At 69.7% G+C, this 25,613-nt stretch carries 24 protein-coding genes and 2 pseudogenes; 18 read left to right on the top strand and 8 right to left on the bottom strand.

All coding sequences use genetic code 11. The annotated features are described in order from the left end of the window. Positions 1–5: 5 nt before the first annotated feature. The 9 genes from B5P21_RS10540 to mutM are packed head-to-tail and all read left to right on the top strand — an operon-like array spanning position 6 to position 9,999. Entirely contained in the window at positions 6–980 is a 975-nt protein-coding gene (locus tag B5P21_RS10540; RefSeq protein ID WP_094171417.1) for an AAA family ATPase, read from the top strand. Between the two features lie 4 nt (positions 981–984). Beyond that, positions 985–2,313 carry a DUF58 domain-containing protein gene (locus B5P21_RS10535; protein ID WP_236688824.1) on the top strand — a complete coding sequence of 443 codons (1,329 nt, stop codon included), beginning with the start codon at positions 985–987 and terminating at the stop codon, positions 2,311–2,313. Further along, positions 2,310–4,847 (top strand): transglutaminase TgpA family protein, encoded by a 2,538-nt coding sequence (locus tag B5P21_RS10530; RefSeq protein ID WP_045527479.1) that lies wholly within the window; start codon positions 2,310–2,312, stop codon positions 4,845–4,847. Before B5P21_RS10535 ends, B5P21_RS10530 begins: the two co-directional genes overlap by 4 nt. Continuing rightward, on the top strand, positions 4,844–7,027 hold the full coding sequence (locus tag B5P21_RS10525; protein ID WP_094171122.1) for an ATP-dependent DNA helicase RecG: 2,184 nt from the start codon (positions 4,844–4,846) through the stop codon (positions 7,025–7,027). Before B5P21_RS10530 ends, B5P21_RS10525 begins: the two co-directional genes overlap by 4 nt. A gap of 25 nt (positions 7,028–7,052) precedes the next feature. After that, the gene (gene coaD / locus B5P21_RS10520; RefSeq protein WP_094171121.1) at positions 7,053–7,544 is read left to right on the top strand and encodes a pantetheine-phosphate adenylyltransferase; all 492 of its coding nucleotides are present in this window, start codon (positions 7,053–7,055) and stop codon (positions 7,542–7,544) included. 19 nt (positions 7,545–7,563) lie between these two features. Next, positions 7,564–8,136, top strand: coding sequence for a YceD family protein (locus B5P21_RS10515; RefSeq protein ID WP_094171120.1), 573 nt, complete (start codon positions 7,564–7,566; stop codon positions 8,134–8,136). Positions 8,137–8,138: 2 nt separating this feature from the next. Further along, positions 8,139–8,342, top strand: coding sequence for a 50S ribosomal protein L32 (gene rpmF, locus B5P21_RS10510; protein ID WP_094171119.1), 204 nt, complete (start codon positions 8,139–8,141; stop codon positions 8,340–8,342). Between the two features lie 25 nt (positions 8,343–8,367). Further along, the gene (gene rnc / locus B5P21_RS10505) at positions 8,368–9,084 is read left to right on the top strand and encodes a ribonuclease III (RefSeq protein WP_094171118.1); all 717 of its coding nucleotides are present in this window, start codon (positions 8,368–8,370) and stop codon (positions 9,082–9,084) included. Positions 9,085–9,090: 6 nt separating this feature from the next. Continuing rightward, positions 9,091–9,999 carry a bifunctional DNA-formamidopyrimidine glycosylase/DNA-(apurinic or apyrimidinic site) lyase gene (gene mutM, locus B5P21_RS10500; protein ID WP_045527488.1) on the top strand — a complete coding sequence of 303 codons (909 nt, stop codon included), beginning with the start codon at positions 9,091–9,093 and terminating at the stop codon, positions 9,997–9,999. Positions 10,000–10,216: 217 nt separating this feature from the next. Here the strand turns inward: mutM and B5P21_RS10495 are convergent, their stop codons facing one another. After that, complete coding sequence (locus B5P21_RS10495) at positions 10,217–10,924, bottom strand: TIGR02391 family protein (protein ID WP_094171117.1); 708 nt, start codon at positions 10,922–10,924, stop codon at positions 10,217–10,219. 112 nt (positions 10,925–11,036) lie between these two features. Between B5P21_RS10495 and B5P21_RS10490 the strand changes: the two genes are divergently transcribed. Then, positions 11,037–11,582: a DCL family protein gene (locus B5P21_RS10490; RefSeq protein WP_158385386.1), complete on the top strand. Its 546-nt coding sequence runs from the start codon at positions 11,037–11,039 to the stop codon at positions 11,580–11,582. 181 nt (positions 11,583–11,763) lie between these two features. Here B5P21_RS10490 and B5P21_RS10485 read toward each other — a convergent pair whose 3' ends face one another. The 6 genes from B5P21_RS10485 to B5P21_RS10460 form a co-directional block, all read right to left on the bottom strand. Next, on the bottom strand, positions 11,764–12,351 hold the full coding sequence (locus tag B5P21_RS10485; protein WP_045527494.1) for a 4'-phosphopantetheinyl transferase family protein: 588 nt from the start codon (positions 12,349–12,351) through the stop codon (positions 11,764–11,766). A 114-nt stretch (positions 12,352–12,465) separates the two neighbouring features. Then, on the bottom strand, positions 12,466–16,227 hold the full coding sequence (locus B5P21_RS10480; RefSeq protein WP_045527496.1) for a non-ribosomal peptide synthetase family protein: 3,762 nt from the start codon (positions 16,225–16,227) through the stop codon (positions 12,466–12,468). A gap of 25 nt (positions 16,228–16,252) precedes the next feature. Beyond that, positions 16,253–17,170 carry an EamA family transporter gene (locus B5P21_RS10475; protein WP_045527497.1) on the bottom strand — a complete coding sequence of 306 codons (918 nt, stop codon included), beginning with the start codon at positions 17,168–17,170 and terminating at the stop codon, positions 16,253–16,255. Then, complete coding sequence (gene upp, locus B5P21_RS10470) at positions 17,167–17,859, bottom strand: uracil phosphoribosyltransferase (protein WP_094171116.1); 693 nt, start codon at positions 17,857–17,859, stop codon at positions 17,167–17,169. The genes B5P21_RS10475 and upp overlap by 4 nt, the downstream gene beginning before the upstream one ends. Continuing rightward, entirely contained in the window at positions 17,856–18,548 is a 693-nt protein-coding gene (locus B5P21_RS10465; protein WP_045527499.1) for an HAD family hydrolase, read from the bottom strand. Before B5P21_RS10465 ends, upp begins: the two co-directional genes overlap by 4 nt. After that, entirely contained in the window at positions 18,545–19,462 is a 918-nt protein-coding gene (locus B5P21_RS10460) for a pseudouridine-5'-phosphate glycosidase (protein WP_045527501.1), read from the bottom strand. The genes B5P21_RS10465 and B5P21_RS10460 overlap by 4 nt, the downstream gene beginning before the upstream one ends. Positions 19,463–19,606: 144 nt before the next feature. Here B5P21_RS10460 and B5P21_RS10455 point away from each other — a divergent pair, with 144 nt between their 5' ends. From B5P21_RS10455 to B5P21_RS10425, 8 genes and pseudogenes are all read left to right on the top strand, one after another. Further along, the gene (locus B5P21_RS10455; RefSeq protein ID WP_045527502.1) at positions 19,607–20,122 is read left to right on the top strand and encodes a MarR family winged helix-turn-helix transcriptional regulator; all 516 of its coding nucleotides are present in this window, start codon (positions 19,607–19,609) and stop codon (positions 20,120–20,122) included. Positions 20,123–20,219: 97 nt separating this feature from the next. Next, a pseudogene (locus B5P21_RS16435) lies at positions 20,220–20,412 on the top strand (leucine zipper domain-containing protein); the annotation flags it as partial. A gap of 4 nt (positions 20,413–20,416) precedes the next feature. Next, entirely contained in the window at positions 20,417–20,578 is a 162-nt protein-coding gene (locus B5P21_RS16855; protein WP_162484732.1) for a hypothetical protein, read from the top strand. Positions 20,579–20,894: 316 nt separating this feature from the next. Further along, positions 20,895–21,098, top strand: coding sequence for a hypothetical protein (locus B5P21_RS10445; protein WP_133064185.1), 204 nt, complete (start codon positions 20,895–20,897; stop codon positions 21,096–21,098). Positions 21,099–21,427: 329 nt separating this feature from the next. After that, positions 21,428–21,565: pseudogene (locus B5P21_RS10440) on the top strand (zinc finger domain-containing protein); the annotation flags it as partial. Between the two features lie 288 nt (positions 21,566–21,853). Next, positions 21,854–23,113, top strand: coding sequence for an MFS transporter (locus B5P21_RS10435; protein WP_045527506.1), 1,260 nt, complete (start codon positions 21,854–21,856; stop codon positions 23,111–23,113). Then, the gene (locus B5P21_RS10430) at positions 23,110–23,670 is read left to right on the top strand and encodes an acyl carrier protein (protein WP_045527507.1); all 561 of its coding nucleotides are present in this window, start codon (positions 23,110–23,112) and stop codon (positions 23,668–23,670) included. Before B5P21_RS10435 ends, B5P21_RS10430 begins: the two co-directional genes overlap by 4 nt. Continuing rightward, a complete protein-coding gene (locus B5P21_RS10425) occupies positions 23,667–24,443 on the top strand; it encodes a hypothetical protein (RefSeq protein ID WP_094171115.1) in 777 nt (258 codons plus the stop codon). The genes B5P21_RS10430 and B5P21_RS10425 overlap by 4 nt, the downstream gene beginning before the upstream one ends. 13 nt (positions 24,444–24,456) lie before the next feature. Here B5P21_RS10425 and B5P21_RS10420 read toward each other — a convergent pair whose 3' ends face one another. Then, on the bottom strand, positions 24,457–25,581 hold the full coding sequence (locus tag B5P21_RS10420; protein ID WP_045527510.1) for a GNAT family N-acetyltransferase: 1,125 nt from the start codon (positions 25,579–25,581) through the stop codon (positions 24,457–24,459). Positions 25,582–25,613 lie beyond the last annotated feature (32 nt).

Raw genomic sequence — 25,613 nt, 5'->3', positions numbered from 1 at the left:
CCGCCATGCCGCTGGAGGAGGTGCGCCGGCTCGCCGACCTCATCCTCGCGAACATCGACTCCGTCATGTCCGGCAAGCACGACGCCACCCGCATGGCGCTCACCGTGTTCCTCTCCGGCGGCCACCTCCTCATCGAGGACGTGCCGGGCGTCGGGAAGACCATGCTCGCCAAGGCGCTCGCGCGCAGCGTCGACTGCACCGTCAACCGGATCCAGTTCACGCCCGACCTCCTGCCCTCGGACGTCACGGGCGTCTCCGTCTACAGCCAGGCCGACCACCGCTTCGAGTTCCAGCCGGGCGCCGTGTTCGCGAACATCGTCATCGGCGACGAGATCAACCGAGCGAGCCCCAAGACGCAGTCGGCGCTCCTCGAGTGCATGGAGGAGGGGCAGGTCACGGTCGACGGGGTGACGCACCCGCTGCAGCAGCCCTTCACGGTGGTCGCCACCCAGAACCCGGTCGAGATGGAGGGAACCTACGCGCTCCCCGAGGCGCAGCGCGACCGCTTCATGGCCCGCATCTCGATGGGCTACCCCGACGCCTCCGCGGAGCTCGCCATGCTCCGCTCGCGCGACACCGTGAGCCCGCTCGACGAGCTGCGTCCCGTCGTCGACGCGGAGGACCTCGACGCGATGATGCACGCGGCCCGCGGCGTCTACGTGTCCGACCCCGTGTCGCGCTACACCGTCGCGATCGTGCAGGCCACGCGCGGCCACGAGGACATCCGCCTCGGCGCGAGCCCCCGCGCCACCCTCCAGCTCATCCGCGCCGCCAAGACCCGCGCCGCGCTCGACGGGCGCGACTTCGTGCTGCCCGACGACATCGACGCCCTCGCCGCGCCCGTGCTCGCGCACCGGCTCGTCGCGACCGGCCGCGCGCTCGGCCAGCGCGGTCGGGGCCAGGCCGCCGTGGTCGAGATCCTCGAGCGCATCGTCGCGTCGACCGCCGTGCCGCTGAGCGCCGCCGGACGGACGCGCTGACCCCGTGCCGCCCCTCGCGCGCCTGATGCGCCGGATCGGCGTCGAGGCCGTCCCGCACCCGACCCTCCGCGGGATTGCCCTGCTCGCCGCCGGGGTCGCCGCGTTCGCGGGCGCCTTCATCGCGGGGCGGCGCGAGTTCGTCTTCATCGGCGTCGCCCTCCTCGCGCTCCCGCTGCTCGCCGCCGCCTGGCTCGTGATCGCGCGGGTGCGGCTGCACGTGGAGCGCACCTTCACGTCCGAGGTCGTCGAGTCGGGCACGGCGACGACCGTGACCGTGTCCGTCGCGAACGCCGGCACCATGCCGACGCCCCGCTCGTGGGTGCTCGACCTGGTGCCCGGATCCGACGGCGCGACGCCGCCCGCTGAGCTGCCATCGCTCCGGGGGTTCGCGCGGGGATCCCGCCGCTCCACCGCCCGGCCCGTCCTCCGCTACGACCTCACTCCCGAGCGCCGCGGCGTCCACGAGGTGGGCCCGCTCGCCGTCGAGGAGCACGACCCCTTCCGCCTGATGGGGCTGCGGCACGTGGCGGGCGGCACCTCGCGCCTGGTCGTGACGCCGCGCCTCGCTGACCTCGAGGCCGAACCCGGCGGGCAGGTCTCGTCCGAGGGCGAGTCCGAGCGGGTGCAGCGCCGCGCCGACGGCGGCGAGGACGACCTCGGCACGCGCGAGTACCGGGCGGGGGATCCTCTCCGCCGCGTGCACTGGCGCGCCACCGCCCGGCACGGCGAGCTCATGGTGCGGCAGGAGGAGCAGCGGTCGAGCCCGCGCTCGCTCGTGCTCCTCGACACGCGCGCCGCCGGCTTCCCGCAGCACGCCGACGACGACGGGGACGGCGACCGGGCGTTCGAGCGCGCGGTCGCGTTCGCGGCGTCCGTGGCCGTGCACCTGCAGCGCGGGGGATACGCGGTGCACCTGATCGAGACGGCCGCGGGCTCCGACCGTCAGGCCCCCGTCGCCGCCCGACCCGGCGACGCCTCCGCCGAGGGCGACCTGCTCCTCCACCTCGCCGAGGTGCGCCCGGCCGCGGTCGACCCCGACCGCGACGGCGTGCAGGAGGCCCTCGCCGACCTGCGCCGCAGCCGCCGCGCCGTCCCGATGCACGCGGTCCTCGGCCACCTCGACGAGGACGCCGCCCGGCGGCTCGCGGGCTTCGGTGCCGCCTGCCGTCCCGCGGTCGCGTTCCTCGCGCACCCGGGCCGGGTCGACGGCCGCGACGACCGCGAGGCCCTCCGGATCCTCCGCGAGGCCGGATGGCGCGCGGTCGTCCTCGACGACGACACCCGGCCCGCGGACGCCTGGCGCGCCGCCCGCGCCGAGGAGATGGCCCGATGACCGACCTCGACTCCGTCGGCCTCGGGGGCCGCGAGCACTGGACGGTCGAGCCGCGCCCGCTGCCGGGGGAGCGCGCGGGCGGGCCCGGCGGACGCGGCCTGGGAGACGGATCCGGCCCCGGCCGCCGTGGCCGCGGCTCGGGCGCCGGGCACGCCGCCGCCCGCTGGCCGCTCACCGCCGCGCTGGGCGTCGCCCTCCTGGCCGGCGCCGCCAGCCTCCACCTGCTCGTCGAGCCGGGGGCCTGGTTCCTGCTCTGCGTCGTGGTCGTCGCCGCGGTGCTCGGATCCGCCGCGCTGCTGCGCTCCGTCGGCGTGCCCCGCCTGCTCGCCTCGGCGGGCGGCCTCGTCCTCCTCGTGCTCCTCGTCACCCTCGTGTTCGCGGGCCGCACCGCGGTTCTGGGCGTGATCCCCACCCCGGAGACCGTCCGCACCCTCCTCGCCGTCGGCGAGCAGGCGGGCGAGGAGATCTACCGCCGGTCGGCGCCCGTGCCGCCGCTCGCCTCCATCGTCTTCGTGATCGTGGCCGCGATCGGCGCCCTCGCGGTGGTGCTCGACGTGCTCGCCCACGTGCTCCGCATGCCCGCGGTCACCGGGCTCCCGCTCCTCGTGCTCGTCTCCGTGCCCGGCGCCGTGCTGGTCGGTGAGTTCTCCGTCGGGTCCTTCGCCGTCACGGCGCTCGCGTGGTTCGCGGTGCTCGCGGCCGACGCGCGCGAGACCGACGGCGAGGGCGGGTGGCGCGGATCCGGCCTCCTCGGCATCGCGGGCGCGGCCCCGCCGCCGCGGCCCGGCCGATCGTCGCCAGGCGGACGGGCGACGTCCGCGCGCACGACGCTCGCCTCCGCGGGCGCGCTCGCGGGCGGCGCGGTCGTCCTCTCCCTCCTCGCGCCGGCGATCGTCCCGGGCCTCACCTCGGCCACGTTCCCCACCGCATCCGGCTCCGCACAGGGCGGCTCGCGCGTCGTCAACCCGATCCTCGACCTCGGCGACGACCTCCGCCGTCCCGTCGACGTCGAGGCGCTCCGGTACTCGACCGCGTCCCTCACGCCCCTCTACTTCAAGGTCACGACGCTCTCGCGCTTCGAGGGCGACGAGTGGGCGCCGTCGCCGCTGCGCCCGTCGGACGGAAACACCGTCGACGCGATCGGGCCGGACCTCGGCGCCGGATCCGCCGTGCCGGCCGAGGAGGTCGAGGCGCGCGTGCAGGTCGAGGGCTCCTCGAGCGCCTGGCTGCCCGCGCCCTACGCGCCCCGCAGCGTCACGGGTCTCGACGGCTCGTGGCGCTGGTCGGATCAGGGCCTCGCGATCCGCTCGTCCGACTCGGACAGCCGCGACCAGAGCTACACCGTGACGAGCGAGCTGCCGCGCCCCGAGCGCGCGCAGCTGGAGCAGGTCGCCCCCGCGACGGACGACGACCTCGCGCCCTACCTGCAGATCCCTTCCGGGACACCGGCCATCGTCGCCTCGACGACGGCCGACGTCCTGGCCGGCATCGACTCGCCCTACGACCAGGCGCTCGCGCTCCAGCAGTTCTTCACGGGCGGGCAGTTCCGCTACTCGGAGGACGCGCCCGTCCAGCAGGGCTACGACGGCAGCGGCGTCGACGTGGTGGGGGAGTTCCTCCGCGTGCGCTCGGGCTACTGCGTGCACTTCGCGTCGGCGATGGCGATCATGGCGCGCGAGGCGGGCATCCCGTCGCGCGTGGCCGTGGGCTACCTCCCGGGCGACCAGGTGGGGCGCGACGGCGACCTCATCACCTACCGCGTCGGATCCCACGACCTGCACTCCTGGCCCGAGCTGTACTTCTCCGGCATCGGCTGGATCGCCTTCGAGCCCACGCCGGGTCGGGGCCAGGCCGCGCCCTACGCCCAGCCGTCGGCCGCGCCCACCGCCGCGCCCACGCCGTCCGCGACGCCGAGCGCGCCGACCGAGGCCACGCCGACCGCGACGCCGGCGCCCACCGCCTCGGCCGCGCCTGGCGCGAGCGGCGCCACGGGCGTCCGGATCCCGTGGGCGGCCCTCGGCACGGCGGCCCTCGTCCTCCTCGTGCTCGCCCTCCTCGCCGCCCCCGCGCTCCTGCGCCGCGCCCGCCGCGTCGGCCGCCTGCGCGCGCTCGAGGCGGGCGACGCCCCGGCGGGCACCGCCTGGCGCGAGGCGGAGGACCAGGCCGTCGATCTGGGGATCCGCGTGCCGGACACCGAGTCGCCGCGCGAGCTCGGCCGGCGCCTCCAGGGCGACGACCCGTCGCTCGCCGACCCGGTGGCCCTCCTCGTCACCGCGCGCGAGCGGGAGCGCTTCGCCCGTGCGGACCTGCCGGTGGACGCCGCATCCGGCACCGCGCAGGCCGCCGCGCTCGTCGCGCTGGGCGACGCGCTGCGCGCCCGCGCGGGACGCGCCGACCGGATCCTCGCGCTCATCGCGCCGCGCTCGCTCGTCCGCCGCCGCCCGCGGTCCGACGACGGAGCGGACGGCGGGACGGCGGCCGGGCCGCTGGCCGGCCCACCGCCGTCAGACGCCCCTCGTACACTCGGGGGATGACCGGATCCGACGCCGCGCTCGCGGGCGTCGTGGGCGGCCGCACCGCGGGCGTGCTGCAGAAGGCATTCGGCCTGCGCACGGTCGCCGACCTCCTCGAGCACCTGCCGCGCCGCTACGCCCGCCGCGGCGAGCTCACGGCCCTCGCCGAGCTGCCGGTCGACCAGCAGGCCACCATCGTCGCCGAGGTCCGCGAGGTGCGCGAGCGCCCCATGCGGGCCCGGCGCGGCAGCATCCTCGAGGTGCGGATCACCGACGGCCGCGGATTCCTCACCCTCACCTTCTTCAACCAGGCGTGGCGCGCCAAGGACCTCGTGCCGGGCGTCCGCGGCATCTTCGCGGGCAAGGTCAGCGACTACCGCGGCGCCCTCCAGCTCGCGCACCCCGACTACGAGCTCTTCGACGCGCACGAGGGCCCGGCGCTCTCGGGCGGCGAGCCCGACGCGGCCGCGCGTCGCTGGGCCGAGATGCCCATCCCCATCTACCCGGCCACCGCGTCGATGGCGAGCTGGCAGGTCGCGAAGTCGGTGGAGCTGGCGCTCGACGCGGTCGACGACCTCGAGGATCCCGTCCCCGCCGAGGTGCGCGCCCAGCGTGGCCTCCTCCCGTACCGCGAGGCGCTCGAGGGCGTGCACCGCCCCGAGAAGGACGTCGACTGGAAGCGCGGCCGCGACGCCCTGCGCTTCCAGGAGGCGTTCGTGCTGCAGACCGCGCTGCTGCAGCGGCGGCAGGCGGCGCGCGCGCTGCCGGCGACGCCGCGGATCCCGACCGCAGGCGGCCACCTCGACCGGCTCGACGCGCAGCTGCCCTTCGAGCTCACGGGCGACCAGCGGCTCGTCGGCGAGGAGATCGCGACCGACATGGCGCGCACCTGGCCCATGAACCGGCTCGTGCAGGGCGAGGTCGGCTCCGGCAAGACGCTCGTCGCGCTCCGGGCGATGCTCGCGGTCGCCGACAGCGGCGGCCAGTCCGCGCTGCTCGCGCCCACCGAGGTGCTCGCGAGCCAGCACCTCCGCTCGCTCACCACGTCGCTCGGCCCGGATCTCGCGGCGGAGCTCATGCCCACCCTCCTCACCGGCCAGCTGTCGACCGCCGAGCGCAAGCGCGCGCTGCTGCGCATCGTCAGCGGCCAGGCGCGCATCGTCGTCGGCACGCACGCGCTCCTCGGGGACCGCGTCGAGTTCCTCGACCTCGGCCTCGTGGTCGTCGACGAGCAGCACCGCTTCGGGGTGGACCAGCGCGAGGCGCTCCGGCGGAAGGGCGGCACCCCGCCGCACGTGCTCGTGCTCACGGCCACGCCGATCCCGCGCACGGTCGCGATGACGGTGTTCGGCGACCTCGACGTCTCGACCATCGCCGAGCTGCCGAGCGGGCGCCAGCCGATCGCGTCCTTCGTCGTCCCGCTGCACGAGCAGCCGCGGTGGATCGAGCGGGTGTGGGAGCGCACGGCCGAGGAGATCGAGAAGGGGCGCCAGGCGTTCGTCGTGTGCCCCGCGATCGACCCGCAGGATCCGGAGGCGGAGGACGAGGACGCCGGCGAGGGAGCGGACGACGCGCCCACCCGGCCGTCGCTCGCCACCGTCACCGAGGTCGACGCGCTCCTCGCCGCCCACCCGCGCCTCGGATCCGTCCGCCGCGCCGTGCTGCACGGCCGCATGACGGGGGAGGAGAAGGACCGCGTCATGCGCGCGTTCTCCGCGGGAGACATCGACCTGATCGTCGCCACCACCGTCATCGAGGTGGGCGTCGACGTGCCGAACGCCTCGACCATGGTGATCCTCGACGCCGACCGCTTCGGCGTCTCCCAGCTGCACCAGCTCCGCGGCCGCGTCGGTCGCGGCGGCGTGCCCGGCCTCTGCCTGATGGTCACGCACGCGGAGCCGGAGACCGTCGCCCGCGAGCGCGTGGACGCCGTCGCGGCGACGCTCGACGGCTTCGAGCTCGCGCGCGTCGACCTCGAGCTGCGTCGCGAGGGCAACGTCCTCGGCACGAACCAGTCGGGCGGCCGCTCGTCGCTCCGGCTGCTGCGGGTCGCGCAGGACGGCGACCTCATCGAGTCCGCGCGCGAGCACGCGCACGACGTGCTCGAGGCGTCGCCCGATCTCCAGGGCCACCCCGCCCTCGCGCGCGCGCTCGCCCGCCGGCTCGACGACGAGGAGCGCGCCTTCCTCGACAAGAACTAGGGGAGCGCCGCCGTAGGCTGGCGGGATGCAGCGGATCGCCGTCGTCCCCGGATCGTTCGACCCCCTCACGCTCGGGCACCTCGACGTGATCCGCCGGGCCGCCCGCCTCTACGACGAGCTCGTCGTCCTGGTCGTGCACAACCCCGGCAAGACGCCCATGCTGCCGCTCGAGGAGCGCGTCGCCCTCATCGAACGCGTGATCCGCGACGCCGGCCTCCCCGCCACCGTCCGCGTCGACTCCTGGGGCGCGGGCCTCCTCGTCGACTACTGCAGGCAGATCGGCGCGACCGTGCTCGTGAAGGGCGTCCGGTCGCAGCTCGACGTGACGTACGAGACGCCCATGGCGCTCGTCAACCGCGACCTGGCCGACGTCGAGACCGTGCTGCTGCTGCCGGATCCCGCGCACGCCCACGTCTCCAGCTCGCTCGTGCGCCAGGTCGAGGCGCTCGGCGGCGATGTCGCGCCGTACGTCCCTGCGGCCGTCCAGGAGGCGCTGGCCGTCCGGCGCGCCGGCTGATGCCCCGTAGGATCTACGGGTGTCCAGGTTCCAGAAGACCCCATTCACGGTCCACGTCCACGACATCGTGCACCGGCCCGGCGAGATGCGCGAGCTCGACCTGACCATCGTCACCCCCGAGCGCATGGGGGAGGGCCTCATCGCCGTCCCCGCCGGCCGGGAGATGCGCGTCACCGTGCGCCTTGAGTCCCTGCACGACGGGATCCTCGCCACCGGCGAGGTCGACACGGTGGCCGACGGGCAGTCCGCGCGCACCCTCGCCGACATGCAGGAGCGTGTCCAGGTCGATTTCGCGGAGATGTTCGCGTATGGTCTTGATGAAGCTTTCGACTACCAGGTCCAGGACGAGCACGTGGACCTGGAGCCGGTCATCCGGGATGCGGTGGTCCTTTCACTGCCGTTCCAGCCCGAAGTGCCGGGCGAGGACCGCGATCTCGATCTGGGTCCCGGCATCAGCCTGGTCCTGGCGGACTCCGACCCGGAGCCCGTGATCGATCAGCGCTGGGCAGCCCTGTCCGGCTTCCGAGCTTCCGAAGACAGCGGTGCGGCGCGTGAAGACGCCGACACCGAAACGCAGAGAGATGAGAGTTAGCCATGGCTGTACCCAAGAGGAAGATGTCCCGATCCAACACGCGTGCGCGTCGCTCGCAGTGGAAGGCCGAGGCTCCCACGCTCGTCAAGACCATCGAGAACGGCAGGGTCGTCTACTCCATGCCCCACCGCGCGCGCGTGGTCGAGGACGCCGCCGGCACGTCCCTGTACATGGAGTACAAGGGCCGCAAGGTCGCCGACGTCTAGTCGCGACCCGCGCAGCACGTCGGACATGACCGACACCACGGGATCCCGCGTCCACGGCGACCGCGACGCGCTCCGGCGCCTCCTCGCCGTGGACGTGAGCCCCGAGCTCCTCGAGCTCGCGCTCACCCACCGCTCATACGCGTACGAGCACGGCGGCATCCCGCACAACGAGCGCCTCGAGTTCCTCGGCGACTCCATCCTCGGGCAGGCCGTCACGGTCATGCTCTACCTCGAGAACCCCGACCTCGACGAGGGTGAGCTCGCCAAGCGGCGCGCCAGCCTCGTCTCGAGCGTCGCCCTCGCGGAGGTCGCCACCCGCATCGGGCTCGGCGAGCACCTGCTGCTCGGCCGGGGCGAGGAGCTCACGGGCGGCCGCGCCAAGTCGTCGATCCTCGCCGACACGGTCGAGGCCATCATCGGCGCCTGCTACCTCGACGCCGGGGGAGAGGCCGCGACCGGCCTCGTGCTGCGCCTCATCGCGCCCCTCCTCGAGGACCCCGCGCGCTTCGGCGCCGCGATGGACCCGAAGACCGCGCTCCAGGAGAGCGCCGCGCGCCAGGGCCTGCCCGCACCCGTCTACGACGTGAGCGATAGCGGACCCGATCACAGCAAGCGCTTCCACGCCGCCGTCACGGTGGGCTCCGCCGTGCGGACGACGGGCGAGGGATCCAGCAAGAAGCAGGCCGAGATGACTGCCGCGCTCGAGGCGTGGACCCGCCTCGAGGCGCGCACCACGGCCTGACCCGCGGTGCCCGAGCTCCCCGAGGTCGAGGTCGTCCGCGCCGGCCTCGAGCCCGCGGTCGCCGGTGCCCGCATCACCGGCGTGGAGATCCTCGACGCGCGGTCGCTCAAGCGGCATGACCCGCTCGAGGGCGCGTTCGTCGACCTGCTGGTCGGCCGTGTGTTCACCTCCGCCGTCCGGCGCGGCAAGTTCCTCTGGCTGCCGCTCGAGCCCGACGCCGGGCGCGACACGACCGGACCCCGCGCCCTCGTCACGCACCTCGGCATGAGCGGGCAGGTGCTCCTCCGCGAGCCCGGCTCCGACCCCGACGGGCTGCTGCGGATCCGCATGGGCATCGAGCACCCGGTGCAGGGCGAGCTCGTCGTCGCCTTCGTGGACCAGCGGATCTTCGGCTCGATGGCCGTCGACCGCCTCGTCGCGACGCCCGACGGGAACGCGGGCGGTCGCGGATCCGCCGCCGCGCTCGTGCCGACGCAGGTGGCCCACATCGCGCGGGATCCGCTCGACCCGGCGTTCGACGACGAGCTGCTGCTCGACCGGCTCGCGCGGCGACGCACGGGGATCAAGCGCGCGCTGCTCGACCAGACGCTCGTGAGCGGCATCGGCAACATCTACGCGGATGAGGTGCTGTGGGCCGCGCGGATCCACTACGCGCATCCCACGGACCAGCTCGGCCGGGGGCGCGCCCTGCGGCTGCTCGCGGAGGTGCGGACCGTGCTGGCTCGCGCCCTCGCGGAGGGCGGCACGAGCTTCGACGCGCAGTACGTCAACGTCAACGGCGCGTCCGGCTATTTTTCCCGACGCCTGAATGTCTATGGGCTCGCTGGGCATCCCTGCAAACGCTGCGGGACACCGATCGCACGTGAGAAGTTCATGAATCGCTCGAGTCACTTTTGCCCGGTGTGTCAGCGGTGACGGTAGCTTGATCTTCTTCGAGAGTGGACATTGGTATAGAAGTTGGCTATCGCAACAAGAGTCTCGGACAGGTTGTCCCGTCGAACCGCGAGGCGGCTAGGTGCGAGTGCACTGAGTCCCGCGGCGACCACCTCGTCGAGTGCTAGGTCATGAAGGACGGCATCGTGGTCGCGCGGGGCTGCATCGATACGCTGATCAGCACCAACTCGTGAGTGATTTACAGATTCAGTCGCGCCTCAGCCCGTTGCACGATGCGGAGAAGGAGATCGGCGAGCTGGATCACTTCCGCAGCCTCGACTGCGTCGTCGAACCGAACGGTGCGATGACTGGCCGGGTTCTTGTAGGCGCCGATCGCGCCGGCGAATAGGTCGGCGATGGCCTGCTGTCCCCCCCCCTCTGCGCCGGGGTCGCGAAGAACGCCATCCTTCGGGCTCAAGGCCTTCCTCATCAGGGCCACTCCGAGGAGTTCATTCGGCAGACCAGCGACGCGGCGCACCTCCACCTCGACGGCTTTCATCGCCGCGAAGGAAGCCGTCTCGAAGTCGCCGAGTGCGAAATTCGATCGCGCTGACGACAGGGCCGGGTGGAGCCCACCGGCGAGGCGATCTTCCGCCCAGACCTTCGGGAGCGCGTTGGGGTCATCGAGCAGGGCCGTCCCCGTGGTCGTGACTCGGCTCCAATTGTTGCTTTGGGGGTTTCGTGATGAGGGGCCGATCAGAGCATGCGACTCGAGCCATGCCCACGCATCCGACAGTCGAGCCAGCATCGCGTCGAGGTCGGACGGCGTGGGCTGGTCGTAGCCGCCTCGTTGCTTGAACCCCTGTATCAAGTTGTTGAAGTTCGGGTCGGAGCCCAACGATCTGAGCAGGTTCAGGCTCAAATCGGACAGCGGGAGATTCCGAACGTCGTCGTAGGAAAGACTCATGCGGCAAGGTTACGGCAGGACATGTGCTCCGGGGAGGGGCGGGGTGCCTTCACGCCGCGGTCTTCCCGATCGTTCGCTGTGATCACGGTGGTGATGCCATGGGGTGATGGTCATGGCCAGTATCCCTATACTTCTCGGGACGTTCAGCTGGCCGACGCGCTCGGCGGCCGAGGCAGCGTTCCGCGCTATTCTGCGCGACTCCGGCTACTCGGTCGGGGTCGCGATCTCCGACCCAGTCCACCACCGGATGCTCATCGAACTCCTCGAACGTCACCCGGACCACGCTGAGAAGACGGGCCCGGGCGTGAAGGAGTTCTTCATCGACCGAGCTCGCGATGCGAGTGGTGTGTTCGTCGGGGCCAATCCGATCGGGATCTGGATCCGCCGCGTCGATGGCGAGGCGGTGGATTTCAGCTACCTGACCGCTGTTCGCCAGCACCCATTGAAGTCCCACGCTAAGGAGCGCTGCGGACGGAAGTGGACGAACGGCGACAGGAGTACCGGGAAGCGCGTTTCGCTTCGCGCGAAGAAGTGCGAGGCGACCTCTCTGGGGAACGGATTGACAGTCTTACGGACGCCCAGGTCGTCTACGCGAATCCGACCTGGGGACAGCTCACTCTTCGACTCGCCGCAAGCGAGGGCGGCTGGGGCGAAGTAGCCGTTACCGCCGCAGCCAGCGGGAACGCCGCGGTCGGGTCACGGCTTGCCGACCGGAGCCAGGCAAGCCGGTGGCTCGCGTTTGACGCGCGCAACGCAGACATGGGCCTGGCGACTGCGTCCGAAGCGTCGCGACGTCGCTAGACCAGTGATCGGGACTGGACCCCTCTCGACACGAACGACTAACGCGTACGAGCCGCAACCGCCGTGACGAGAAGCCCGCGTGCCTCCACCCACCGGGCGTCTATGTCGAATCCGGCCTCTCTGGCCATCACGTCGATCTGCCCGTCGGTGTGCACCCGTATGATGTCGATCGTCGTAGGTGCTCCCAGTCCTGATGCAAGCATGAAGACAGCCTCTTTGGCGCTGAAGAGCAGGCGATCCCAATTGTGGTTCGCCGTGAGGCCCCGAACGGACGCCCAGTCCGGAGCGGTCAAAGTCATGTCGGCCACTCCATCGGGGAGGGGCAGATCCTGTTCAGCATCGATTACGATAGCCGACACCCGGCTCTTCTTCGCCACGACTGCCGCCCGGTATCCATCACGGTGCGTAATGCTGCCGGTGACGCCCGCCGACCAGATCGGGGCGCGGTCATGGCCCCTCAAGATGTTCGATGCCGGCGACCCGAGCAGTTGCAGCGCTTGTCGAGCGCATGACCGTGCGGTACGGAACTCCGCCAACCGGGCCGCAGATGCGCCCACGAGCAGGTCCTCTTCGGAGGCGAAGTGCTCCAAGTCCGTCAGATCACCGAAAACCTCCACACCGGCCATGTCCGCGCCTAGAAGCGAGGATCTCGACGGTGACAGCCTCGAAGGCATCCACGAGAAGTTGCTTCTTCTCCGGAGTCAACTCGGGCGCATAGTGCCACACCTTGAGATGAGGCATCAGCCCACCCGAACCTGGCGAGCTTCCAACATGCCCACCACGGTTTCTACCGCGGGATCACGCAGGATGGCGTAGTGATCGACGGAGAGACGACGCAGCTGCCCATGTTCTTCGAGGGGCACTTCATTCGATCGCAAGAAGGACGGAGTGTCCCCGAGCGCCGCGAAGACGTGCATCTTGGCCAGAAGGCCGTCGACGTCCGTGACGGTGTCGCCGCGGAATCCGAATGTGGTTGATGCAACCGCGAGGATCCTTGCCGCCAGCTCCAGGTCGAACCCAGGACGCCAGAGAGTCAACGCCTCGAGAAAAGACTCCTGGTCGGTCATGGAGGCTAGCTGAGCGGCAGCCTCATCGTCAGGAAGTCGTCCTACGAACACCGAATATGCCATGTGCCTGAAATACGAGTCACCGAATCCGTCACCAGAGCTCAGAGGCAGACCGGGCACGAACGGCGATCCGGGCGCCAAGAGGATTACCTGTTTGATGGCTCGGCCCCTGGCGGTCAACGTCGCCGCTACCTCGGTCGCCACCCTCGCGCCGAATGAGTACCCGGCGATCGCCAGGTCTTGATCGCCCAGCGCACCGTCGATGAGCATGATGTCACGATCGATCATCTCGCGCAGGGTCGTGTAGGGGACTTCACCGACGTTGAGTCCGTGGGTCTGAACAGCGTAGACAGTGAACTTCGAGGAGAGATGCTCAGCGAACGCCCTCAGGTTCATCGGGTAGCCGCCGAGCCCGGGCCAGACGACGCATACGGGACCGGGACCATCGGCGAGCTTGATGAGACGGGACATCGCCAATGACCTCGAAGACAGCACTTCCGCCAGACCGCGTACCGTCGGGCGTTCGAATACCGTCTGGACGGGCAACAGAACCCCGAGGACGCGATTTATGCGGTTGATGAGCTGGACTGCGTCGAGTGAGTTTCCGCCCAGGTCGAAGAAGTCCGCGGTCACGGACCGATGATCCGACCTGAGCGTCTCATTCCAGAGGTCCAGGAGGCTGCGCTCGAGGTCGGTCTTCGGTGGTGTCACAACAGCATGAGGTGCGACGGATGCCTCAACGACGGAGACGAGGGCCGCCCTGTCGTGCTTGCCGCTGCTGGAGACGGGTATCTCGTCGACGATGGTGATGCGCGAGGGAACCATGTAGTAGGGCAGGGTGCGGCGAAGATCGTCCCGAAGGATCTCTTCGGGACCACGAGTGTGGACAGAGTCCTCGTGCATGCCGGTCGAGCGGATCTGCTCCTCGGACACCGGCCCGGCGACCGCGAAGTACATGATCGAGGCGTCTCCGACGATGTTCGCATATTGCAGAGCCGAGGGGAGATCGCGCCCGGTGAGCGAGGAGTAACCGGCCGACATCAGCCCGATCCCCTCCGAGTTCATCTGCAGCCGTTGCAGCGCCCTCCCTAGGGCTACGAATCCACGCCATCCCGCGGTACTCGGAACCGAGAGTCCGACACCGAAGCTCGACCGGTCGTAGGTCTCCTGGTTGATCGCGATGACGTGCCGTCGCTCGATGATGTCTGCACTGAGCCGTCGGAGTCCCGCGGGGCCGACGTCGTAGGTGCCGGATCGTGCGTCCTTGACGCTGTCGTGCATTTGAACGGTCACCCGGACCGGCAGGTCATCCCCAGCCGGCGCTGCGGGGCCGAGGTCGATCACCGCGGTGCAGACGTGCTCCGCGGCGACGATGCGAGCGTCCTGGGTCGACGGTTGGAGTTGTGCCGAGTAACCGATCTGAGCCGCAGCATGGTCGAGGAGACCTGCCATGTGTCCGCCCTCGAAGTGCAGCACTTCGTCGATGTTCGTTGCGTATACGGAATCGATGGCGCGGCGACTTCCGACGAAGTGGAAACGCAGAGGACCGGGCAACTCGCTCTCAACGGGGCCGACCCTCCTCAAGCCATGCGAGGCGTGGCGGTACTCGTACATCCCATCCAGCAGGCCCTCGATGCCGCAGGCCTCGAGGTAGATCGTGGTGGCGTTCAGCGCTCCCGGTGAAGCGTAGGCGTATTTGGGGAGCAACCTCTCAGGGCTGGTGAACGGGCCGAACCAGCGGAGGAGCTCCGCGAGCACATGGACGTCCAGCGCTGCAAGCGGCGCCACCGGAACAGGCTTCTGTGACGTGTCGACGGCTCGTGTGATGTCCTCCACCGTCAACTGTCCGCCCTCGTAGAAGCGGTAGGTCTTGCGTCCAAACGCGAACCGTCGCTGCTCGGGCGTGCCCTCCGCGTTGGCCAGGACGACGTCGTCCGGCCGGTCGCCGTCCCGGGAAAGCACTGCGAGCTGTGCGAGGACTTGTTCGTGCCCCTTCTTCGAGCGGTGATGCTGCCCTGCGCGGTCAGCGTCCATGAGCGCGGCCTCGTGCGGGTCGAGCTCGACGAACGCCGCCAGACGCGCCACGCCGTCCCGAGGGTCCTTCCACGGCACGACGGCGGCGGAACGCACCCAATGGTGCTGCTCGACCGCGAGCCGCACCTCCTCGGTCTCGACTCGGTGCCCGTTCACCTTTACCTGGTCGTCGGTACGCCCGTGGAAGTGCAGCGCTCCGGCCGAGTCGCGGGAGACGATGTCCCCCGTCAGGTAGACGCGCGTGGCGACTCCCTCGCGCTCGATCGTGACGAACCGCTCCTCGGTCCTCGCGGCATCGTTGAGGTAGCCGGATGCCACCTGAGGACCACCGATGGCGAGCTCTCCATGGTCGCCGAGAGCGACGGGCTGCCGCTTCGCGTCGAGGATGTGAACGGAGCACCCCGGTATCGGGCGCCCGATGGTCACCACGGGATCTGGAGGATCGACATCATCGACGCCGACTCGATGCGAGGTGGCGTTGATGGTCGTCTCCGTCGGACCATAGAGATTGAAGAGACGCGCATGAGGAAGCGTCTGCATGATGTCTTTTGCATCCCCGGGAGTCAGGGCTTCGCCTCCACTGAAGACGTGTGTCAACGATTCGCATCTCGCGAATTCCGGCTCTCGGCACAGAGCCCTCCAGAGCGTGGGAACACATTGGAGGTGAGTGGCGTGCTGAGAATCGACGAGTGCTCGGATACGAGAGGGATCGCGGTGGATACCCGCTTCTCCGACGATGACGGTTCCGCCGACTGCGTTCGCGAGGAGCTCCCATTGTGCGGCGTCGAAGCTCGTCGGGGTCTTGAGCAGTATCCGCGCCTGCCCGAGCGCCATCTCCTGCGCGAGCCACCGCATCTGATGCGTGATCGCCGAATGCGGTATCACGACCCCCTTCGGCTTGCCGGTCGAGCCAGAGGTGAATATGACATACGCCGAACCCGACATGTCGGGGTCGTAGGCGCCCGCAAGCGTCGGGGTGCCCTCACCTGCGATGTGCACGTGCACGCCATCCGGGGTGAGCTTCCGAGCGGGCGACGCGGAGACGTCATCCGTGATGATGTGGGCAACAGCGGACTGGGCGATCATGTAGCGGATGCGCTCCGATGGGTAGTCCACAGCCAGCGGCACGTACGCCGCATCAGCGAGGAGCACGGCCCACACAGCCACCAGGAGCCGTTCGCCTGGTTCTAGGTACAACCCCACGTAGTCGCCAGGCCGCACTCCCACCCGGCGGAGGTGTTCAGCCTGGGCCGTCGCCCTTGCCCACAGCTGCGAGTAGGTCATCATGGTGTTCTCTGCGACCACCGCGGCTTTTCCGGGATCAGCTGCAACAGCAGCTTTGAGCATCACCGGCAGTGATTCGACTTCATCGTGCGAATCAAAGGACTCGTTTGCGTTCATCACATTTCCTTGCCGACGTCGAGGTTCATGAGGTGGCTTGCGTCAAGACAGGACGCGTCTTGTATGCGGGTGTGAGCTGACCTCCCAGAGAACCGCCCAGAGCGATGACGAATCCGACCACCTGCAGTGGAGACAGTTCCTGCCCCAGAAGGACCCAGCCCAGAGTCGCTGCAGTCACAGGGCTGAGGACTCCGAGCAGAGCGATTCCGGTGGAGGGCAGAGCTCGAGCGCCGCGGAACCAGAGGCTGTACGCAAGTGCCCCGCCCACGAGGGTCAACCACGCGTAGCCGGCGACGCCAGCAGCGGTCGGCTCCCAAGGTCCGCTGTCGAAGATCGGGATGAGGGGGATGATCGCGACGCCGCCGACTATCAGCTGCCACGCGGTGGAGTTCAGCGGATGAGTGTTCGGTGGCGTTCCCCAGCGCCGGGTTAGGAGGATCCCCGACGCCATGGACACCGTCCCGAGCACGGCGGCTACAAAACCCAACGCATCGAAGGAAGCGTTCTCGTTGACGGAGACGAGCGACACGCCGATCAGCGCGACGAGGCCCCCGAGCAAATGGGCGTTCGATGGCCGACCCCATCGGAGCACGAGAGTCAGGCCGATGATGAGGATCGGCTGGAGAGCCCCCACGACGGAGGCAAGACCCCCGGGAAGCCGATAAGCGGCGATGAACAGGAGCGGGAAGAAGAACCCGATGTTGAGCATGCCGAGCACAGCCGTGCGTACGCGCCATCCCCGTGGCGGGAGGCCCGATCGGATGGCGAGCAGCAGCAGGCCGGCGGGCAGCGCGCGCAGCACGCTGGCGGTCATCGAGTGGCCGGGAGGCAGTAGCTCAGTCGTCACTACGTACGTGCTTCCCCACACGATGGGCGCGACCGCTGCAGCTGCTGCGATCCCGGCGCTGCCGGGAATGCGCACCGACCGCCCAGGTGACGTCATCGGAAGGTCCCGTAGTACCTGTCACCGAAGTCGCCGATCCCCGGCCACAGGAAGGCTTGCTCGGTGAGGCGATCGTCGATGAAGCTGGTGACGACGCGGACCTCGGGATGTTCGGCGAACAGCTTCTCGAGTGCCTCAGGACAGGTCAGGAAGTTCACGACGACGATGTCTGCGGGCTTCACGCCGGAGTCGGCCAGCACGGTGATCGCCAGCTTCACAGTGCTCGCGGTCGCCATCATGGGGTCGAGAAGCAGCACTTCCTTTCCCGCGATGCCGTCTGGCAGTTTGCTCCAGTGGAGCGTCGGGGTCTTCAGATCGGGGTCCCGCTGAATCAGGATCTTCCCGATACGCGCGTCGGGGACTATCGAGCGGAGCTCGGCTTCGAGTGCGTCCCCGGCGCTCGGAACCGAGACGGCCATCACCTGCTGCTGTGCGCGACGACGACCCTGGAACGCTCCACCGATCGGAGTGATCGGCGCCTCGTCGACATGAGTCAAGTGTCCGAGGGACTCCTCTAGAAGGAGCCGCATGACCTGTTGCGTGGACAGGACGAAGTCTCGATGACTGGCCTCTGCATTGCGGGCCGTGGCGTGAAGAGCGAGCAGCGCGTCGGTGCGGGGGAGCTGGTGAACACGCCCGTCCATAACGACGACTTCGTCTGTCTGCGTTTCGGTGAGAGCACTGGTCATGAGAGCATCTCTTCTCTGCTGAGCATCACGTGCCTGATCGCACTCACCGCCGACGGGAAGTCCTCGACGACCAGTGTGGGACGGAGAGCGGTCATCGCCTCTTTCATCGTCGATCCGTACGTCACCCCGATGGAACGCATGGGGACGGCGCCGGCCATTCGTATGTCGTCGGCAGTATCACCGACCACGATCGCGGCCTCGGGTGTGACGGACAGCATGTCCAGAGCCTTCAGTCCCGCATCCCCGGCGGGCTTGGGGTTCTTCACGTCGTCCGCGCCGATGACGACGTCGAAGCGGTCGAGCAGACCCGCCGCGTCGAGTATTGATTCCGCCGCGTGGTGCGCTTTGCTGGTGACGATGGCAAAGGAGAGCCCCTCGGCCCGGAGGGCGTCGAGACCGTCGAGGACACCGGGAAAGATCAACTGCTGCGCGCTTGGGACGATGTCTTGTCGATAACGGTGCTGGTATGCCCGTACCACGGCAAGAGTCATCGGGTCATCCTCATGACGACCTACGAGCCGTCCGCACAAGATCGGTAGAGGACGTCCCACGAGTTGGACGACATCTTGCAGGGCGACGTTCTCGCCCGTGACTTCGGCGACGGCGGACTTGAGCGCAGCCGCGATAGCCGGTGGCGTGTCCAACAACGTCCCGTCCAGGTCGAACAGCGCTGCGTTGAGGCTTTTCATGTAAGAGCTCTCCTGATCACGGCCGAATATGCGACCGCCGCTTGAGCGCCGATCTCTGTGGTGCTGATGAGGACTGCGGCGTTAGCGGCCTGCGCGCGTCCGTGGGTCGCATCGTTGACCGCGTCAAGCAGGTATCGCGTGACACGCTGCCCGCTGATGCCCTCGGCACGAGCGCGAAGGAGCGCCGACTCTATGGCTTCATCGACCTCTGCCGACTCAAGCGCGTGCGACGGCGATATGGGGTGGGCGACGAGGACCGCCCCGGCGTTCCCCAGCGACCAATGAGCAAGAGCTGCTTGTGCTACCTCGGTGAGGCTGTCCGAGCGGTGTGGAACCGGGGACCCGCTCGAGACGCAGTAGAAGGCGGGGAAGTCATCGCATCGGTAGCCGACCACGGGCACACCGGCGGTCTCGAGGTACTCCAGCGTCGCCGGTACGTCCAAGATCTTCTTGGCTCCAGCGGAGACGACGAGCACCTTGGATCGAGTCAGCTGAGGGAGGTCAGCGGAGATGTCGAAGCTCTCGCTCGCGTCTCGGTGGACACCCCCGAGCCCAGCGGAGGCGACGACTGCGATGCCTGCCAGGTCCGCGATCGCCATCGTGGCCGCGATGGTCGTGGCTCCGGTTCCTCGGCGTGCCACGCACGCGCCGATGTCCCGGGTGGTGAGCTTCGGCAGGGATGGCGACAGTGCGATGCGCTCAAGCTCGTCCCGGCTCAAGCCGACTCGCACAACCCCGTCGATGACAGCGATGGTCGCGGGGACGGCTCCTGCGCCTCGTGCAGCGTCCTCGACCTGTAGCGCTGTCTCGTGGTTCCGTGGGTACGGCAGCCCCTGAGCGACAACATTGGATTCGAGGGCGACGACTGCAGCGCCATCTGCGAGCGTGAGGGCGACCTCCTCGTTAAGCTCCATTGGCAAAGAGGACCGCCTGCGGTGCGCCTCATCGTTCGTCACAGCCCCAGCCCTCCGAACGTCGCGGCGCAACACTGTTTAACGTTGAGGAGTGTATGCCGAGGCCGAGGCTGAGTCAAACAATTCAACGTGAAGGAGTCGGTCATGCCCGACGCAGTCGATCGAGTACTTGATCAGTGGGCACAGGAGCGCCCGGATGTCGACGTGAGCCCCATGGCGGTGATCGGCCGCATCAGCCGATCCGCCGCGATCCTGGATCGGCACATCGCTGCCACCCTCAACCAGCACGACCTCCTGCCCGGCGAGTTCGACCTGCTTGCCGCGCTCAGGAGGGCTGGCGCACCGCACCGCATGACCGTGGGAGACGTCCTGGCCAGTACCATGGTCAGCTCCGGCGCCATCACGAACCGCTTGAACCGGCTGGTCGACAAGGGGTTCGTGACGCGCGAGACTGACCCCGCGAATCGTCGTAGCGTTATCGTGACGCTGTCTAGGCAGGGCCTCTCAGTGGTCAACGATGCCCTCGTGAGCCACGTCGAGAACGAACGCGATCTGCTCGCCTCCCTCGATCGGGACGAGCAGCAGCACCTCAGCGATCTCCTGCGGAAGCTCTTACTAGCGCTTGGCGACGACGCGAGCGCGGCTGGAGAGCGGCTCTAGCTGCACTCCACCGTGAAGTTGGTGACGGTTCGAGGCGTGTGGAAAGGCCTCCTGGCCTGATGGAGCTGCATAGTTCAACCCTCGCCAGGAGGCCTCGATGTCCCACGGTGGCGCTCATCTGACAGTCCAGCGGGAGGCTTCTACTCGTGCGGCGCGTGGTGGAGGATCGTCGGCGGGTCGCGCGTGAGCTCGGCGTCTCGCGGCGGCGCGCGCATCGCTGGGTGGCCCGGTTCCGTCAGGAAGGGGTGCGAGGGCTGTCGGACCGGTCGTCCACACCCCGGTGCTCGCCACACGATGGACACCGCGCACGGGGAGCAGCTCACGCGCAGCACCCGGATGCGACTCGCGAGCCGGGGGCTGCTCATCGCGCCGCTGCCGCCCGGCCTGCACGACGTCGAGTACGACACGCACCGGACGCGGGTGCAGCGGGAGCGGGCGGGCGAGTCCTCGGCCTGAGGCGGAACGCGTCGCGTCATCCCGGCGTACGGCATCCGTTTCTCGCCGACCGCCGCGCGGGCATGGGCTCCAAGCGCGAGTGGCCGCTGAGAGGCGCGTGCCGTCGTCCACATCCCAATCCGGCGGCCAGTCCTCTCGGGCGGTGTCAGACCACTCGCCCGAGGAACCCGGCCAGCCGGTGGGTTCTCGTCCTCCCTGGAAGTAGTACTTGCTCCGGTGCTCTCGACCGCCTACGCCGAGGACCGCGGCCCCGGGCGTCCGGCGCCGGGCCCTCCACACTTGCCCATGCTCGGCGATCTGCACGGTGATGCGCCCGGTGATCAAGACCCTGATCCGCGTCTCCGACCTGGACTATGCCTTCGACTCGGCTGCGCACGAGGAGCACGTCCGGAAGATCCATGAGGCCGCGCCGCCGTTGACCGTGGAACAGGTCACCGTCATCGGCGAGGTCCTCCAGAACCATCTGCGCGATCGCGACGCCGAGCGGAGAAGGCCCGGGGGAGCTGGATCATCGGCGTAGGACGGGCCGCTCCATCACCGATCCGAAGTGCATCAGAGCCCTCGTCTGAACACTGGCGATCGTGGCTGAGTGGTGAACCACGAGCCAGCGCGCGGGGTACGCCATGCCGACGGATCATCCGGGTGACCTCGGTGAAAGCGCAGACGGCGGCCTGGCGGGCGGCTTCCCCCCCCATCGATCGCGTGGCTGCGAAGTCTGACGTGGAGTGGTCGTACCAGGCTACTCAGGACGTGCCCGGCACGGTGGCGTTTTCCAGACGGGGAAAAGCCGTCGACCAGCGAAAACGCTTCTCCTACGGGAATCGTTGTTCTCGTACCTGCCGTGTGGAGTCCGGCTACTTCTCGCACTCGCTCAACGCCTGCGGGCAGCAGGGGAAGCCGTGCCGCCGCTGCGGCACGTCGATCGTCCGCGAGGCGTTCATGAACCGCTCGAGTCACTTCTGCCCGGTCTGTCAGCGAGAACGGTAGCTTGACGGCATTCCCCCGTGGGCCGCGATGCAGAAGCCCAGCGTCGCAGCAAGATCCGCGGGCAGATCGTGCCGTCGGACGCTCGACGGGCAGACACGAGCGCGCTGACTTCCGCAGCGCGCACCAGGTCAAGTGACGCGTTGTGAAGGATGGCATCGTGGTTATGCGTGATCGCATGTGCGTGGTGATCAGCGCGAAGTCGAAAGCGCGTCACGGATTCGGCCGCGCGTCCCACCTCGTGGCGCGGTTCGTCGACGCGCTCTCGCACATCGCACGAGGGGTCCGCTGATGCCGGTCGTCGGTCGCGACCCTGAGGTCCCGCTGCATCGGAACGCGGCCTTCAACCTCTACTGGGCCGGGCAGGGTCTCTCGGCGTTCGGCAACGCGTTCGGCAGCCTGGCCCTGCCGCTCCTGGTGCTCGAGCTGACCGGATCGCTGTTCCAGATGGGTGCGGTCTCGGCGGTCTACGGTGCGGTCCGCCTCGTCGCCGGTGTCCTGGTGGGACCACTCATCGACCGCGTCGACCGCAGGCGGCTGATGATCGGCTGCGACCTGGGCCGTCTCGTCGTCTTCGGAGCGGTGCCTGTCGTGTGGTGGATCGAGCCGCAGCTGTGGCTGGTCTACGTGTGCGCGGCGATCGGGTCCGGGCTCGGCCTGACCTTCCAAGTCGCCCACGTGTCGATGGTGCAGGCGCTGGTGCCCCAGAACCAGATCGTCGACGCCAACGGCAGGCTGGAGACGTCGAACTCGGTGGCCTACCTCGTCGGACCGGCCGCGGCCGGAGCGTTGGCGGCCCTGACCGGCCCGGCCAACGCCATCGGCGTCGACGCGCTCACCTTCGCGGTGTCCGCGCTCTCGGTGTGGCTGCTGCGCCCGCCGCCGTCGGAGGCGTCCGACGCCGAGCACGACCCCTACGCCGTTCGCCCTGGTGGCTGGTTCGCCGGCTTCAGGGAAGGGGTCGTCTTCCTGTGGGAGAACCCGACCCTGCGCTGGCTAATGGTGCTCCTCACGCTGTTCACCCTCGTCACCGTCTCGGCCGACGACCTTCTGGTCTTCTGGCTCAAGGACTCGGTGCGGAGCCCGTCCTGGGTCGTCGGCATCGTCTTCGCGGTGGCCGCGGTCGGCTCGCTGGGCGCCGCGGTGGGCGCGGGTCCGCTCCACCGCCGGTTCGGCTTCGCGCGCTGCTGGTTCGGGGGGTTCCTGCTCGTGGCGCTCTCGGTCGGGCTGCTTCCTCTCGCTCATCACGCGGTCGCTGTCGCCCTCGTCGGCCTCGCCTTCGGGCTGGGCAGCACGCTCGGCGGTGTCTGCTCGATGAGCCTGCGTCAGCAGGTGACTCCGCCCCGACTGATCGGGAGGGTGACCGCGGCCTTCTGGACGGTCACCACGTGCCTGGCGCCGCTCGGCGCGGTGGTGCTGACCGCCGCCTGCGAGCAGTGGGGGTTCGCGGCAGTGCTGTATCCGACCGGGGCGGCTCTCGTCGTGGTACTGGGGCTCGGGCTGCTGACGCCGCTGGCTTCGTCGCCTGTGGGCAGGGAGGCGTCGGTATGAGAGCGCACGAGCTTGCGGCCGAGATGGCGGCCCGGGTCGCGAGGGCGACGGGGATCGAGGCGGCCGTCGACGTGGATGCGCCGTTCGCGGATCTCGGCCTCGCCTCGCGGGACCTGATGGAGCTGCGCGGGGAGCTGTCGGAGCTGCGCGAGGTCGACGCACCGGAGACGGTCTCCTGGGGGCACAGGTCGAGCGCGGCCCTGAGCCGGGCTCTCGGCGAGGGTGCGGTCGAGGAGAGGGTCGGGGGCGGGTCGCCCGACGTCCCCGACGGACTCCGCGAACGCCGGGGTCGCCCTCGTCGCGGTCGCCTGAGAAGGCGTGCTCTCGAGGACGCACGCGAATGCGCCCGCCTCGAAAGGGGGATTGGTGGGTGCGAAGGGGCGGCAATAGGGTCCGAGGAGACAGTGGGCCGTGTCGAGGACATCATCGCGGATTCACTCACGCCTATCTGGGCCGGATCGGCGACGGGCGTGAGGACGAATCGACGGCGAGCAGTCCGCTTGCTCGAGACCGACGTGGTCGCGACGCCTACGCCCTATGAGGGGGACACATCATGACGAGCACGTATCTCTACATCTACCGGAATGATGATCGCAAGACGGTCTACATCGGCATCGGGAGCAGTCCTGGACGCGTCTGGGGGCATCACAACTCGGCCGCGGATGCATTGCGCGATGAATCCGGCACGAAGGTCTTCATCACGAGCGAGCCCTTCCCCGATGGAGCGTCGGCGGAGCGTGCGGAGAGCGCCGCGATCTGTGCCGTTGCCGCCGCCGGCGTCAAGGTGATCGTCGACGACGAGCGTGCGGAGGACCTCACGAACGTGACGAACATCGCCAAGGTCGGCTCGTCCAAGTACCTCACGCCAGCGGTGTTCGCGCGCGAGGGTTCCGTTCGCTATGACCAGCTGACGCGGACCGCGATCGTCATCCTGCACCACGACGACATCGACGACGTCGGTGACGGCACCCGGCGCCCGGCGCTGCATGGCGGGCGAGGCGCGGAGATATTCCACGAGCGCGCCACCAGGTGGTGGGGATTGGGGGCGGCGAATGCGCGTCGCGCCAAGAAGCGCGTCGGCGACGCGGGCCTCCCGCGGGATGTCGATCGTCTCCTCGCCGTCCAGAAGTCGACGTCCATCATCCTGGGCGCATGGACGCTGTCGGATGAGCAGTGGCGCAGGGATTCCGACAGTTGGATGTTCGTGACCGAGCAGCCCATCGAGGAATGGCGCGGGCAGCGACTCGATTGGCGAGGTGCGGTCCACGCCGGGGGTGCTCTGATCTGGAGCCCCGACATCCGCGAGGAACTCGGACGAGGACGCTCCTGAGACACGGGGCGTCTCAGCCGGCGTCGGCCGACGCGACCTCCCGCAGCCAGCTCCCGCTCGTGCCCACGTGCCGGAAGCCGAGCGCTTCGTTGATCGCGAGCATCGGCCGGTTCTCGTCCGCGTTCCAGGTGACGACGCGGTCGGCCTCGGGGGCCTCGCGCGCGAGCAGCAGCAGGTTCTCGACCTTGAGGATCATGCCCAGGCGGTGGCCGCGGTGCTCGGTCAGCACGAGCGTGTCCTGCTGGTACGTGTACGCGTGCCCGTCGGAGCGCCGTCCGCTGGGGGAGACGGCGATCTCCGTGAAGCCCACGAGGCGGCCCGACGGCACGTGCAGGGCCGCGGTGGTGAGGCCCGTGCGGCCCGAGGACGCGCGGCGGGCCTCGGCCTCGCGGATCCGGTCGGCGTCCCACGGATCCTCCGCCTGCGGGAGGTCGCCCTGCGGGGTGTCGGTCGACATGCGCGTCTGGAGCACAGCGAGGTCGTCGAGCAGGTGCTCCGGGGTCGCGTCCACCCAGGCGAGGACGCGGTAGTCGTCGCCGGCGGCCTGGCGCGCATCGGCGAGGTGGACGGCGAGCGTCGGGGCCGCGTCCCGCGTGTCGAGCGCGCTCGCGCGCGCGGTCTGGCCGAGGCGGTGGCAGGCGTCGACGGCGAAGCGCGACGACGGGTCGTCGGCCCCGACCGCGCCGATGCCCGTGGGCGCGGGGATGGGCACGCCGTTCGCCTCGGCGCGGTGCATGGTGAAGCCCGTGAGCGTGCGGCAGCCCTCGTCGACGGCGATCCGCTCGACGCGCTCCCGGAGCTTCCGTCCGATCCCGCGGCGCCGGTGCTCGGGGAGCACGGAGACCGCGACGTCCGAGGTCGTCGGGTCGTTGAGCCAGGTCGAGAGGAGCCCGCGGCCGACGATCCGGCCGTCCACGCGCGCGGCGAACAGGCGCTTCCGCACGTGCGCGACGTCGGCGTAGTAGGGGATCAGCTCCTCCGGCAGCCAGACGAACGCGTCATGCCCGAGATCGTGCGACTGCGCGCGGTTGACGACGTCGGTGAGGGCGACGAAGTCGTCCCAGCCGTCGGCCCCGACGGCGCCGGGCGGGCGGACTTCCTCGACGGCGAAGGCGCGGTCGTCGGCGGCGTGCGGCATGGTCGGCTCCCTCGTCGGCGCGCGCCACCGAG

The organism is Clavibacter michiganensis subsp. insidiosus (genome assembly GCF_002240565.1).
GTDB lineage: Bacteria > Actinomycetota > Actinomycetes > Actinomycetales > Microbacteriaceae > Clavibacter > Clavibacter insidiosus.
The sequence above is the reverse complement of the archived record's forward strand: the minus strand, read 5'-3'. Positions and strand labels throughout refer to the sequence as shown.

Coding starts and splice junctions, on each gene's coding strand:
- B5P21_RS10485 (WP_045527494.1), bottom strand. CDS start 12,351: ATGGCCGGTGTGGAGGTTTTCGGTGATCTGACGGACTTGGAGCACTTC.
- B5P21_RS10540 (WP_094171417.1), top strand. CDS start 6: ATGCCGCTGGAGGAGGTGCGCCGGCTCGCCGACCTCATCCTCGCGAAC.
- coaD (WP_094171121.1), top strand. CDS start 7,053: ATGCAGCGGATCGCCGTCGTCCCCGGATCGTTCGACCCCCTCACGCTC.
- B5P21_RS10435 (WP_045527506.1), top strand. CDS start 21,854: ATGCCGGTCGTCGGTCGCGACCCTGAGGTCCCGCTGCATCGGAACGCG.
- B5P21_RS10455 (WP_045527502.1), top strand. CDS start 19,607: ATGCCCGACGCAGTCGATCGAGTACTTGATCAGTGGGCACAGGAGCGC.
- B5P21_RS16855 (WP_162484732.1), top strand. CDS start 20,417: ATGGACACCGCGCACGGGGAGCAGCTCACGCGCAGCACCCGGATGCGA.
- B5P21_RS10495 (WP_094171117.1), bottom strand. CDS start 10,924: ATGAGTCTTTCCTACGACGACGTTCGGAATCTCCCGCTGTCCGATTTG.
- B5P21_RS10525 (WP_094171122.1), top strand. CDS start 4,844: ATGACCGGATCCGACGCCGCGCTCGCGGGCGTCGTGGGCGGCCGCACC.
- rpmF (WP_094171119.1), top strand. CDS start 8,139: ATGGCTGTACCCAAGAGGAAGATGTCCCGATCCAACACGCGTGCGCGT.
- B5P21_RS10425 (WP_094171115.1), top strand. CDS start 23,667: ATGACGAGCACGTATCTCTACATCTACCGGAATGATGATCGCAAGACG.
- B5P21_RS10490 (WP_158385386.1), top strand. CDS start 11,037: ATGGCCAGTATCCCTATACTTCTCGGGACGTTCAGCTGGCCGACGCGC.
- B5P21_RS10480 (WP_045527496.1), bottom strand. CDS start 16,227: ATGAACGCAAACGAGTCCTTTGATTCGCACGATGAAGTCGAATCACTG.
- upp (WP_094171116.1), bottom strand. CDS start 17,859: ATGACCAGTGCTCTCACCGAAACGCAGACAGACGAAGTCGTCGTTATG.
- B5P21_RS10420 (WP_045527510.1), bottom strand. CDS start 25,581: ATGCCGCACGCCGCCGACGACCGCGCCTTCGCCGTCGAGGAAGTCCGC.
- rnc (WP_094171118.1), top strand. CDS start 8,368: ATGACCGACACCACGGGATCCCGCGTCCACGGCGACCGCGACGCGCTC.
- B5P21_RS10530 (WP_045527479.1), top strand. CDS start 2,310: ATGACCGACCTCGACTCCGTCGGCCTCGGGGGCCGCGAGCACTGGACG.
- B5P21_RS10460 (WP_045527501.1), bottom strand. CDS start 19,462: ATGGAGCTTAACGAGGAGGTCGCCCTCACGCTCGCAGATGGCGCTGCA.
- B5P21_RS10465 (WP_045527499.1), bottom strand. CDS start 18,548: ATGAAAAGCCTCAACGCAGCGCTGTTCGACCTGGACGGGACGTTGTTG.
- B5P21_RS10430 (WP_045527507.1), top strand. CDS start 23,110: ATGAGAGCGCACGAGCTTGCGGCCGAGATGGCGGCCCGGGTCGCGAGG.
- B5P21_RS10475 (WP_045527497.1), bottom strand. CDS start 17,170: ATGACGTCACCTGGGCGGTCGGTGCGCATTCCCGGCAGCGCCGGGATC.